The organism is Xanthovirga aplysinae (genome assembly GCF_009711365.1).
Classification (GTDB): domain Bacteria; phylum Bacteroidota; class Bacteroidia; order Cytophagales; family Cyclobacteriaceae; genus Xanthovirga; species Xanthovirga aplysinae.
In genome coordinates this window covers 1-13174 of the sequence record NZ_SMMB01001232.1, presented here as the reverse complement: position 1 = coordinate 13174, position 13174 = coordinate 1, and the positions used below count along the sequence as shown (strand labels likewise).

The window sequence follows — 13174 nt, the reverse complement described above, 5'->3', positions numbered from 1 at the left end:
TTAATCCCGGCTATGGAACTAACAAAAATCGAATCTCTCCTGGAAAAATATTACGAAGGAGAAAGCTGCTTGGAAGAAGAAAAAATTCTTCTTGAATACTTTGCCCACAATACAGTGCCAGAATACCTGGTAATTGATCAACTACACTTCCGGTATTATTATCGTCCGGCAGGACAACCGTCCCCCAAGGTTCAATTGAGTAGAAAAAGTTCTTAAGATGGCTGAACCATATGTTGCCTAGCTTGAACCCTGACCAATAAGATTAACGGCATTTTGTACTAACTCGGCACTAGCCTTAGTTTTTGCTGGAACCTAAATAATACGGCAAAACCAAAAATCCTTTTCCCTTTAAAGTTATAAATCCTGGCTCAGGCGTTAATCCTACAAATCAAGGTTCTGATTCAACTTTGGAAACCTCACCCTCTGGCCTTTCTTTCAGCCTATAATTAATAAGATTTGGAAACTGTTTATAGATAGCTCCACTTCCAAAATCCACGATAAGTCCAATTGGTCCTGTGAAGAGAAAATCTAAAATTAATGAACCTACTCGGAGCTTTTTCCCTAAGGTAACCTCTTGGTCATAGAAGCCTTCCGATTTTAGCGTTACTTTATTTCTTGGAATCACTACCCCTCGATCCCTTATCATTTCACTTTGGGAACTCATATTACCCCCATCTTCACTTACCTGACTATCCTCAGTTCTTTTTACTTTGGTTCGACCAAATGGGGTAGAAAAATCTTCATCTCCCTGATAATTCTCATCTAAATTAACGGTCCGGTTATCTAAAGCAGCAATTCCATCCGTTATTTCAAAACTAACGGGTGCCTTTCCCATATAAGAACCATTATAATACACCTCTGCATTCGATGGGTATCCCTCCTGTACATTAATTTTTGTAGTAGAACCGTGAAAAATAGTGGCACACGATGAAAATATGAAAGCTCCCCCAACACCCATTAAAACTTTTAACAAAACTCTTCTACCCTTCATATCACTATCAGTTTTAAGTTAAAAAAAATACTTCGAAAATTATCTTCCTTTAAATTTTAATCAAACTTTTAATTTTTGTTCTGTACTCCTCCTTTAAACAAAGTACTTTTCTTTTGTTCAAAGTCCTGATGGACTTTTTCCTGTTTCTTTTTTGTCTAACTGTTTGAGTAAATAACTGCTCCTGCAATTGGAATACAGGATTCCAAAGCCACTAAAAAACCTATTATTACAAGCCCAAATCTTTTTGTAGAGATCATTTAGAAAATGACAAAAAGTTAAAAAAATAATTATCGGATAATCAAAAACTTAAACCCGACCAGTTCATTTGATATCCTATTGCATTTGTTTCTTCAGACAACAAATTATGAAAAGGGTTTAAAAACCCCTTCCATAATTTTTTTAAAAGAAAAATAAATGAGGAAAAAATCAAGCAACATTTAAGAAAAAAACTTTTAACCATTGAATTTCAGAATGATATAATTTTCAACTAACAGATAAGTCGAAAAAACATCTAATTAGTCCAATATTTCAATTTTTGATATGCTACACCAATAGCAAAAGCTTCATTTTGAATGATGAAAAAAGTAACCCTGTTTATAAATTCCCCTCTTTTTTATCGGCATAATCAATAACTAAACGACAGAAAGCTTTCACACCTAACAGCATTCCACTTTCATCTATAAAAAAGTCAGGAGTATGATGAGGTGCCGCTTCCTCAATAGTACCATCAGCAGACATCCCTCCTAGAAAGAAATAGAGACCTGGGACTTTTTTCTGGAAAAATGAAAAGTCTTCTGCACCAGTAATAGCATTCATCTCCTTTACTTTAGATTGACCACCCACATTTTGCAATGAAGGCAACATCATCGCAGTTAATGCCGGATCATTATAGGTAATTGGGTAACCTTCATTGATTATCACTTCGGCAGTTGCCCCTTGACTTTCAGCCACCTTCGTTGATATCCTCTTGATCTTATCAATAATCTTTAAACGCATACCTTCATTTAAAGCACGTATGGTTCCCAGCATTTCTACCTCCTCTGGGATGATATTACTCCGTACACCTCCATGAATACTGCCGATAGAAACTACAGCAGCTTCTTTGGTTAACTCGCTATGTCTACTAACCACCGTCTGCAAACTATTAATAATCTGGGCTGAGGTTACAATCGGGTCTATACCCGTCCAAGGAGTAGATCCATGAGTTTGTTGGCCCTTAACTATAATTTTAAAACTATTTACGCTTGCCATGGTCCCACCAGCACGATAACGAATTTCTCCAACTGGGGTCCTCGAATTTATATGCAATCCAAAAATGGCTTCTACTTTAGGGTTATCCAATACACCTTCCCTTACCATCATTTTCGCTCCTCCTTCTTCTCCTTCAGGCGCTCCTTCCTCGGCAGGTTGAAAAATAAACTTAACTGTACCTTTTAAATCATCTTTTACCTTGGATAGTACTTCGGCAACCCCCATTAATATAGCCACATGAGTATCATGACCGCAGGCATGCATCACGCCTACTTTCTGGCCGTTATAATCTGACATCACCTTAGAGGCAAAAGGTAAATCTACTCGTTCAGTAACTGGTAAAGCGTCCATATCAGCACGCAAAGCTACTACTGGCCCATCAAGTCCTCCTTTTAAAATACCAACTACACCGGTATGAGCTACCCCGGATTGAACTTCCAGACCTAAAGCCTTTAAATGTGAAGCCACTTTCTCGGCCGTACGGAACTCTCTATTCGACAATTCGGGATGTTGATGAAGATCCCTTCTCCATTTAATTACTTTCTTTTCAATCTGCTCAGATAATCGTTCGGTTTGGGTATATAAATTAGAGTTCTGAGCTGTTAGGGGGATTTTCACCAAACCAAAAATAATAAAAAGGAGAAAAAACTTAAGTAAAGATCCAGAAGGTTTCATTTTTCAAATGTTAAATGGAAATCAGTTTAATAATTTAAAAAGATACCATTTTTATTTAGGAAAAACATTAAACTAGATCTTTACTAAAAAATATTCATGAAATTAAACCATATTTTAATCAAATTTTGCTGCAGTAACACCTAATACCTTAATTAAATGAAAGGACCCTTTTAGTTTTTTAATCAGAAAATATTTTTTTTCTAAGCCGCCTTTTTTCCCTTAGTAAACCGTCTGATCAATCTATTTATATCAATAGGACTGGTTACAAAAGAACCTCCATAGCGTTCCAATTCATCTTTTATTAATCGCATTTGGTCGGAGTCTGCAACTACAAAAACACTTGAAGTACCCGGTTTCATATTTTCCCTAATGCTTTCAATAAAACTTGGCGTTAACCCTGTCTCATTCATTACCGCCTGTAAAAATTTAAGGCTTTTTTGGGGAGCGGGTCCTCCTAATTTTACCATTAACTTCATAAAATTCATCCACCAATTCGTTGAAACATCACCCAAAGGTTGTAATTTCAATTGCTTTTTGGCATGAACCTTATCTTTCATTTCATTCACAATTACACAGGCTTCCCTAAAGCTAATCAAACGCATGCGCTCCATAGACTCTAGTGCAGCCTTCACTTCATCCCCACGAAAAAGATTATCATAGCGAACTAACAGTATGCTTTCCATAGTGCTCTTTTCCATGAGAACAGCAGCCAAAAACTTAAAGTTCTCAGCAAAAGTGAGGTCAACTCCCTTCTACCAAAGTAGACGAAAAAACGCCATTAATAAATATTAACCACGGACTGCCAGTTGACTTCCCTACATTTTTATCATAGTTACTGATTCAGTAACTAATTGACTTAACCTCCTTTAATCAATACACATTCCTAAAAGAAATAGATAGAGTTTAGGTGTTCAATAGGGAAGTGTAAAATTCTAAAAGGCTAGTAGTTAAAAGACGCAAAACATTGAAGCAACAAAATCTTGCTTAACTAAACCTATTAATTGCTAAACTTCTAACCCACTTTTAAAAGGTTTTCCCTCCAAATTTTTCCGATAACAGTCTGGAGAAGTCCCTGTCCAATTCCTAAAAGCCCTGGAAAAGGAAGAAACGGAGGAATAATTAAGTAAGAAGGCAATCTCTTTAATATTGATTTCTTTATCGCGAATAAACTCAAGGGCGAGTTCTTGTCGGCATTCTTCCACCACCGACCGAAAAGAGGAGCTTTCCTCCTTTAATTTCCTTTGGATGCTCCTAACTCCAAGGGAATAGCGTTCGGCCATGGTTTCTATAGAAACCTCTTGCCTGTTTTTTAAATCTTCTAAAATATCCCGCTTCAACCTAACCTTTAATGGCTCCTCTTTTCCCTTGAAATGTAATTTTGCATAATTACTTAATAAACTATGCAACTCCTCATTATAACCCATTAAAGGTTGGTCTAACCATTTTTTTGAAAACTCGCACTGATAAATCTCTTGCCCAAATTTAGGGCTCACCCCAAAGATTTCCTGGTAAAAAGAAATATCGGAAGGCTCCTGTCTTTCTAACCTTAAATTTATTATTGGTACTTTTTTTCCAATAAGCTTATTGTCATTTAAGTGTCCCATGGCCATGATAAATTCCCCAATCTCATCACGAAATTTAGGTCGCCTATTTCGAAAATTATCAAGGAAGAATTTATCATTTAATTTATAAGTCATTAAAGCTGAATCCTGTCTTTCCAATAATTCCAGCTCAAGTAATTGTGAGTTTTCAGAAACTATTCCAAAGATCTGAGAACTGGCTGCTCGAAGGGTAGGACTACTTTGCATTAACCCGCCAATGATTCCTGCCTTCCTATAGTCCATATAACAAGCCGCTCTCATTCCGATTTGCTCACACTGTAATCGCTCTTCTAAAAAATCAATCCAACTTTCCAAATCGGATAATGACCATTCAGTAGTAGGATCATAGATCTTCTCCTCTATTTTGGGTATTCTCAAGGCTGACTCTAATTCTTTCAATTCTACGGAATTATCATTTCCCAAAATAAACAAAGAAGAGGCAAAGGAACGGAGTAAATTATTGAGGATCATGCAAAATCTTAATTTAGAAAGCCTGCAAATGGACGACTCAAAGGTAATAAAATATCATTTTTAAATTGTCAATTTTTAACTTTCCTTTTCCAAATGCAACCTCATGATTACTACCGGTTGAATTGATGTGGTGAAAGGTAAAGTCCATAAAATCAAAACATTACATACTGAATTTCAATAGGTTGAATCTCTCAACTACATTTATCATCATGGTCCAAGCCTCTCCCTTAACCTTTGACCAAACCATTTTTTTAATTTCCATTTTCAAAAGTTCGATCAAGAAAATGTCTTTAATAAAATCAGGAAAAATTACAACTTTCTATCATGCCACCAGGAATAATATCATCAGGAAAAATCCAAAAGTTGAATCCTCCTCAACCCTAAATTTTCAAACAAAAAAATATTTTTAGTTCTCAATTTGCAGAACCAAAAAAACTGTTATACGTTTGCATTATCAAAGGCATCAAAGAGGGTCAAAATGGAGCAACAGGAATTAGTAAAATTAAGCGATAAACAAAGAGAGTTAATAGAAAAACTCGGGGTCATCATGGAAAAAACGGGTTGGTCACCGGCTTCATCCAGGGTCCATGCTTTATTAACCGTTGCTGACCGTTTTGAATTAACTTTCGATGAAATTCGCGAAGCCCTAAATTTAAGTAAAAGTGCTACTAGCAATGCGCTTTCATTTTTACAAAGATTAAGTGTAGTCGAATATATCACTAAACCTGGTGACAGAAAGCGTTATTTTCGAATCACAGCAGACCGAGTTATGGATCACTTAAGGGAGCGCCTAAAAAATATCGAGGAGCTACACCAAGTGCTCAAAGAGGTTATTCAACAAAGAACGACTAAAACAGTAGAGTATAATGAACAATTAAGAGAAGACTATAGTTTTTGTGAATTCTTTGTACAAAAATGTAAAAAAATATTCCAAGAATGGGAAAAGAAAAAATCCTAATTAAACAGAATTACAATGCTTAGGCTGATAAATTTCGTTAAGATATTAACCTCTTTTAGCCTGTTATGAATTAAAGCAATTTCAGATTAATTCTAAAATTAAGATGCTTTCAGTTTTGACCCATATTTTATAATTGTTCTATTTTTTTTGTTTTTTTAGTTCTTTTAGTTAAGAACTTAATAATCAAACCATAACTTATCAAACAAAAAGAATTTGACACATTTTGTAAATCATTTGACGTATCAGGAACCAATTTAAAAATAAACTTCAGCAACCTTTACCAAACAAAAGCGTGATAATGAAGATAAAAAAAGAACCTCTTAAAATAAAAAATTGATGAAATCATCAAGCACCAAATGATAATTAAGTCAAAAGACTGATAAACCATTAAAAAAATTAAAAATAACACACAATCTGTATTAAAAATGAAACAAGTATTACCGCTTTTAATGCTACTCATTTCATGGAATATTGGAACCGCTCAGGAGGTCCATCAATTTACCCTTGAAGGAGCTATTCAACATGCTTTAGAGCATAATCCCAATATTAAGAAAGCAACCCTGGATGAGGAAATTGCTAAAGAATTAAAACAAGAGGCAATTGGTGGTTATTTACCACAGATAAAGGCAACCGCACAATACATTGATAACTTTGCTTTACCCGTCCAACTCCTTCCTGCTGAATTTGGCTTGCTTTTAGGAATGGAAAGTAATGCACCTATTCCAGTTACTTTTGGTGTGCAACATGGAGTTAATGCTGGAGTTCAAGTAAACCAGCTTATTTTCAATCAGCAAATTGTTGCTGCGATCAAAAGCTCAGGGGAGTTAAACAAACTCTATGAATTGGGTACCCGATCAGCTCAGGAAGGATTAGTTTATCAAGTGACCCAAACTTACTTACAATTACAAGTTAGCCAAAAGCAAAGAAAAATTATTGAAGGAAATCTGGACAAGCTGAAACGGCTCTATAATATTTCAAAAGTGCAGGAGGAAAATGGTTTAGCAAAACCAAATGAGGTAAAGCGTTTATTCATTAGCCTATCCAACACAGAAAATATGCTATTGGAGGTAAACTATGCTATTGATCAACTGTACAACCTCATGAAACTTCATCTCAACATTGAAATGACAGATTCCCTGGATTTAGTTGATGATTTAACCACTTATCAATACTACAGCCTAACTCCAGAATTAAAACTGGAAAATAACAGCCAAATTCAATTGCTAAAGCAACAAAAGACGATCTCGGAAGCAAACCAGGAACTTCAAAAAGCAGCCTTTTTCCCCACTTTAGCAGCTTTTTTTAATTATAGCTATCAGGGGCAAAATAATGAATTTAAATTTTCGGGTGATGGCTACAATTCTTTTGAAAGTGGCTATTGGGGACTTTCTCTTCAGGTTCCTCTCTTCACGGGTTTTCAAAACCGAAATCGCCTTCAAAAAGCAAGGTTAGAAACCAAAAAAATAATGGAAGACCTAAGTCTTTTGGAAAAATCGGTGCAGATGGGTTTTGAAAATTCATTAAATAGAATTCAGCTCAGTCACAAGCAACTGAAAACCCAAAATGAAAGTATGAATGTGGCCCAAGACATTTATGATGCCGCTATTTTGGGCTATGAAGAAGGGCTTACTCCTCTTGTGGAGCTTTTGGACAAAGAAACGGAGCTAAAGTTGGCACAAAACAATTATTTATCCGCCTTGCTCAACCTAAAACTAGCTGAATTGGAACAATTGAAAATCAACGGACAACTTTCCGATTTTATTCAAAAAAATTAGAAGAATTTATTTCCAAATAATCACAACATAGTAGTCAAATCTGTAACAAAAATAAAAATGAAAGCAAAAGTACTTATCGTTCTTACCTTAACCCTGGTCGTAATAGGTGCCATGGCTTGGAAGTTAAGCGCAAACAAAAAGGTTATCGATGCTCGAAGAGAGCCTGATGCTAAGGAATCATTTGCCATACCTGTACGGGTAACAAAAGCAAAAAAGATCAACCTGGAAGATCACCTTCAATTCACTGGTGAGTTTGAAGCCAAAGAAACCGTGACTCTAATTTCAGAATCAACTGGAATTGTAAAACAATTAAAAATTAAGGAAGGAGATCGCATTAAAAAAGGGGCAAATGCCTTAAAAATTGACGACTCTTCCCTGCAGTCGCAATTACATTCCGTAGAAATCTCCTTGCAAAAAGCAGTGAAAGATTTGGAACGCTACCAAAAAGTGCAAGCCGCTGGTGCTGTTAGCCGCAGCCAAATTGAGGACATAGAATTAGGAATCTCTAAACTGGAAGCACAAAAAGCGGGGATCAAACAACAAATCAGCTTTTCGGTTGTCAGCTCACCCATAAATGGGGTTGTCAATGATGTCTTTGTAGAAAAAGGTGAATTTGTAATGGCTGGAACAAAGGTAGCAGAGGTTATTGATACCAAAAAACTTCAATTAATCTTAAAAGTATCCGAAAAAGATCTACTTCATCTTAAAGAAGGCATGAAAGTAAAAATCACCACAGATGTTTATCCTTTGGAGGAGTATGAAGGTACTTTGGTTAACATTTCTCATAAGGCTGACCCTTCCAAAAAATTTAAAGTCAAGGTAATGGTCAACAATAATGAGAATAAATCTCTTAGAGCAGGGATGTTTGCCAAAGCCTATTTTCATACAACCAATGTAAATCAACAAGTACTCAGCATTCCTAGAAAGGCCTTGACAGGAAGTCTAAAAGAGCCTAAAGTATTTGTAGTGAAGAAGAAGAAAGTGACTCTAATTCCCATTACAATTGGTAGCAGTAAAAATAACCAACTCACTGTGCTTTCAGGATTGAAAAGTGGAGACCAGGTAGTGGTCAGCGGACAATTAAATCTGAAAGAGGGAAGTGAAATAAAAATTGTGAAAAATTAAGCAGGAGGTCATTAAGAATGAGTATTACAGAATTATCCGTTAAGCGACCCAAGCTTGTCGTTGTGCTATTTACCATCTTGACCTTGCTTGGATTAATTAGCTACAATAGTTTAAACTATGAGCTTTTACCGAAAATCTCTGCTCAGGCACTTAGTATTGTTACGGTTTACCCCGGAGCCTCGCCTTCGGAGGTGGAAAATTCGGTTACAGTAAAGGTAGAGGATGCCGTTTCCTCACTGGAGGGAATCAAAAGTATAAAATCCATATCCATGGAGAGTGCTTCTTTTGTAAGCCTAGAACTTAAATATGGTGCCGACATTGATTTCACTATACAGGAAGCCCAAAGGAAGGTAAATGCCTTGATGTCTGATTTACCTGATCAAACGGAGCAACCTATCATCCAAAAGTTTTCTTTGGACGAACTTCCTATCATACGAATGGGAGTATCCTCCAATCTTTCGGATGTTGAGTTTTTTAACCTAGTTGATGATGAAATTAGAGAATCTCTTAGTCGGATTGATGGAGTGGCAAAAGTAGATTTGGTAGGAGGTGTTGAGCGTGAAATTAGAGTAAATGTTGATCGTGACAAGCTAAAGGCTTTCAACCTGACCATTTTACAAGTTACGCAAGCTATCGCTGGTGCAAACCTTGATTTTCCAACAGGAAAAATCAAAAGTGAAGACCAGCAAGTGTTAGTCCGTCTTTCTGGAAAATTTCAAAGTGTTAAAGATGTAGAAAATTTAGTGCTAGGTGCCGCTCCAAAAGGTGGCCTCATTCGCATCAAAGATGTAGCAGAAGTTTTAGATACCAATAAAGAAACCACTTCCATTTCCAGAATTAATGGGGTGAACAGTATTGGACTACTTATTTCAAAACAATCGGATGGGAACAGTGTAGAGGTAGCTGAAAATGTCAAAATCAAACTACAAGAATTAGAAAAAAGGTATGGAAAATACGATTTAAAATTTGCCATCACTCAAGACAATTCTGAATTTACATTAGAAGCGGCAGATGCTGTAATTCATGACCTGTACTTAGCAGTTATTCTGGTTGCTGCCATTATGTTATTATTTTTACATTCCTTAAGAGACGCTGGAATTGTAATGGTTTCCATTCCAGTTTCCATAGTAAGTACCTTTATTATCATGAACCTATTGGGTTTCACTTTAAACCTAATGACCCTTTTAGGATTATCATTGGTTGTAGGAATTCTAGTGGATGATAGTATCGTGGTAATTGAAAATATACATGCGCGTATGTCGAAGGGGCAATCCGCCATGCAAGCAGCTAAAGATACCTGGAAACAAATTGGAGTCTCTGTTCTATCAATTACCCTTACTATTATTATAGTATTTATACCTATTACCATGGTTACTGGACTCATTGCAGACTTACTTCGTCAGTTTGCATTAGTGGTAGCTTTTGCGACAGCAATCAGCTTCCTGGTATCCTTTACACTAACCCCATTGTTAGCATCGAGATTCTCCAAGTCCATTAATTTAAAAAGAAGCAATATTCTTCATTTACCTCTAATTGTTTTTGAAGATATGTTAAATGGCATTATCCAAATATACCGTTCAGCATTACAATGGGCACTAAATCACAAAGTGGTAACTATAAGTGGTATTTTCGCTCTAGTAATAGCTTCCTTCTCCCTTCTGGGTGCCGGTTTTATTGGAAGTGAGTTTGTGAAGGCTGGGGATAATGGACAGTTTGTCATTGAAATCGAGCTACCCAAAGAAAGTACTATTGAAGAGACCAATGCCTTAACTCGAGAAGTGGAGCAACATTTACTAAATGACCCACTGATCGAGACCATATTTACTTCGGTTGGCTCTACAAGTGGTTCTTTGGCTGGGCAAACCACAGCCTATAAAGCAGAAATTAATGCTAAATTGGTAGGCTTGGAACACCGTTCAGTTTCTTCTAACGACTATTCGCAACAAATCAAAAAAGAATTGATGCAAAAAGTTATTGGAGCCAAATTTAAAGTAGCTACCGTCGATATTGTGAGTGGTGGTACAGAAGCTCCTTTACAAGTTATCTTAAAAGGTAACAATATGGATTCCCTTTTTGCTTTTGCGGATAAGGTGCTTTATAAAGTGGATCAGGTCCCTGGGACTTTCGAAGAGGAAATCTCTGTTGAAGCAGGAAACCCAGAGATTTCAGTTTCTGTAGATAGGGAGAAAATGGCCATGCTTGGTTTAGATTTGGGTACGGTGGGTATCACCATGCAAAATGCTTTTACCGGAAATACCGATAACAAATTCAGAGATGGTCAGGAAGAATACGATATCAACAGCCGATTGGATCAATTTGATCGTAAAAATGTTAAGGATATTGAAAAACTAACCTTCCTTAACAATCAAGGCCAACTCATCGAACTGCAACAGTTTGCAACGGTAAGTAACACTACAGGGGCAAGCCGATTGGAAAGAGAGGAAAAACAATCCTCATTGACCGTAAAAGCACAAATGTATGGTCGTCCTACAGGTACTGTAGCACAGGAAGTTCAGCAGGCAATCGCCTCCCTAGAAGCTCCTGAAGGAATTGAATTTAAGATGGGAGGAGACCTTGACCAGCAAAATGAGTCCTTTGCAAAATTAGGTATGGCTTTACTGATGTCCATTATCTTGGTGTATTTGATCATGGTGGTTTTGTACGACTCTTATGTATACCCTTTTGTGGTGATGTTTTCGGTACCGGTAGCCTTAATTGGAGCATTTTTAGCTTTGGCCCTATCACTGGAAAACCTGAGTATCTTCACTATTCTGGGTATCATCATGTTGATTGGACTGGTAATTAAAAATGCTATTTTGATTGTGGATTTTGCCAACCAACTAAAACAGGAAGGGCAAAGTAGTGAGCAGGCTGTTTTAAATGCGGGAATCCAACGTTTCCGACCAGTATTGATGACCACCATTGCCATGGTAATTGCTATGATTCCTATTGGTTTTGCCTCTGGTGCAGGCTCGGAATGGAAAAATGGTTTGGCCTTGGTATTGATCGGCGGCTTAACAAGTTCCATGCTATTTACAATTATTTTGGTTCCCGTAACTTACTTATGGTTTGATAAAATTGGAGCCTACTTTAGAAAAAGAAAAGGACAAGGGAAAGAACAAGAAAAAGCAAAAGAGCCAATGGTTGCTTTAAGCAATTAAATACGATAGAATTTTAAACGGAGTGATCAAAAAACTTTCTATACAAGCTTTTGGGATCACTTCGTATCGACTCTAACAATTGTTTAATAATTGTAATAATTAATTACTGACCTTAGCCAATTAAACCGATGAAGGAAAGAAGCCCGCCTGACAACTGTAGTTAAAACAAAAAAGGCCCGCACAATGCACGGACCTTAACAAAACCATTTGTAAAAATCACCACAATTTTATACAAACATTTAAAAGTAATAAAAAAATGAGAAATTCCATTTTATCAATTATCGCTGTTTTCCTGCTTTCTATTTCAAGCAGTTTTGCCCAAGAACAAAAAACGCAGGTTTCTGCAGGTATTCGTGGGGGGGTAAACCTATCAACCCTACAACATAAAAACCTGGAAAACAACAAGTATGCTCCAGGATTTAATATAGCCATACCGGTAGAAGTAAGTCTCCACAAAAATTTCGCCATTCAACCAGAATTTCACTTTATCCAAAAGGGAGTGGCCTTTGATATATCCAATGGTGAAGTAGAAAAAAAGGAACGTAATTTCACTAATTATCTAGAGTTACCCATCTTATTCAAAGGTATAGTAGGAAATGAAGTTATCTCAGGCTATGTTTTTGCTGCTCCAACTTTTGGTTATGCGTATGATCGCTATAACGTAATGGTCACTGATGGGGAAAGAGATCGAAATACAGCCGGCTTTACAAAAGAAGGTGAAATACAGGACAACCGTTTCGATTTTGGTGCCAGTTTTGGATTGGGTACTGAATTACAAGCCGGCCCTGGGAAAGTAGTAATTGATGCCCGCTATGGCCTAGATTTCAACGATAATTATAAGTTCGAAAATGATAAACCAGAAAATTATGAAGGAACTTATAACAGCGGTATTGCCTTAACTGTAGGTTATATGATGCCTCTAGGAATGTAAAAAATTTATTTAATTATGATTAAAATCATATCTCATAATTAGTTTATACAAAGAGGTATACAGTGGCAAAAGGTCCTTAAATTCGAATATTTAGAAATAAATTTTAATAAAAAATCAAACAAAATAATTCGGTTTATCGTTACAATCACTAAATTTGCGCCGCAAATCCAATTAAACTATTCAATTCACCATAATTATTTACTAACGTTAAATTTCTAAAAACAATGAAAAAGTT

The 13174-nt window shown here is 36.4% G+C and carries 9 protein-coding genes and 1 pseudogene; 6 read left to right on the top strand and 4 right to left on the bottom strand.

Features of this window, described 5'->3' with window-relative positions; genetic code table 11:
- A pseudogene (locus E1171_RS18185) lies at window positions 1-216 on the top strand (hypothetical protein); the annotation flags it as partial.
- Between the two features lie 172 nt (window positions 217-388).
- On the opposite strand, the gene E1171_RS18180 reads toward E1171_RS18185, so the two are convergent.
- From E1171_RS18180 to E1171_RS18165, 4 genes are all read right to left on the bottom strand, one after another.
- The gene (locus tag E1171_RS18180) at window positions 389-991 is read right to left on the bottom strand and encodes a hypothetical protein (RefSeq protein WP_155207483.1); all 603 of its coding nucleotides are present in this window, start codon (window positions 989-991) and stop codon (window positions 389-391) included.
- Between the two features lie 594 nt (window positions 992-1585).
- A complete protein-coding gene (locus tag E1171_RS18175) occupies window positions 1586-2917 on the bottom strand; it encodes an amidohydrolase (protein ID WP_155207482.1) in 1332 nt (443 codons plus the stop codon).
- 200 nt (window positions 2918-3117) lie between these two features.
- Window positions 3118-3615: a hypothetical protein gene (locus tag E1171_RS18170; RefSeq protein ID WP_222931538.1), complete on the bottom strand. Its 498-nt coding sequence runs from the start codon at window positions 3613-3615 to the stop codon at window positions 3118-3120.
- Between the two features lie 306 nt (window positions 3616-3921).
- Window positions 3922-4989, bottom strand: a complete 1068-nt coding sequence (locus E1171_RS18165; protein ID WP_155207480.1) for an AraC family transcriptional regulator — start codon at window positions 4987-4989, stop codon at window positions 3922-3924.
- Window positions 4990-5467: 478 nt separating this feature from the next.
- Between E1171_RS18165 and E1171_RS18160 the strand changes: the two genes are divergently transcribed.
- From E1171_RS18160 to E1171_RS18140, 5 genes are all read left to right on the top strand, one after another.
- Complete coding sequence (locus tag E1171_RS18160; RefSeq protein ID WP_155207479.1) at window positions 5468-5947, top strand: GbsR/MarR family transcriptional regulator; 480 nt, start codon at window positions 5468-5470, stop codon at window positions 5945-5947.
- 425 nt (window positions 5948-6372) lie between these two features.
- Entirely contained in the window at window positions 6373-7722 is a 1350-nt protein-coding gene (locus E1171_RS18155; protein ID WP_155207478.1) for a TolC family protein, read from the top strand.
- Between the two features lie 57 nt (window positions 7723-7779).
- Entirely contained in the window at window positions 7780-8847 is a 1068-nt protein-coding gene (locus E1171_RS18150) for an efflux RND transporter periplasmic adaptor subunit (RefSeq protein ID WP_155207477.1), read from the top strand.
- A gap of 17 nt (window positions 8848-8864) precedes the next feature.
- A complete protein-coding gene (locus E1171_RS18145) occupies window positions 8865-12008 on the top strand; it encodes an efflux RND transporter permease subunit (RefSeq protein ID WP_155207476.1) in 3144 nt (1047 codons plus the stop codon).
- 256 nt (window positions 12009-12264) lie between these two features.
- Window positions 12265-12939, top strand: coding sequence for a porin family protein (locus E1171_RS18140; RefSeq protein WP_155207475.1), 675 nt, complete (start codon window positions 12265-12267; stop codon window positions 12937-12939).
- Window positions 12940-13174 lie beyond the last annotated feature (235 nt).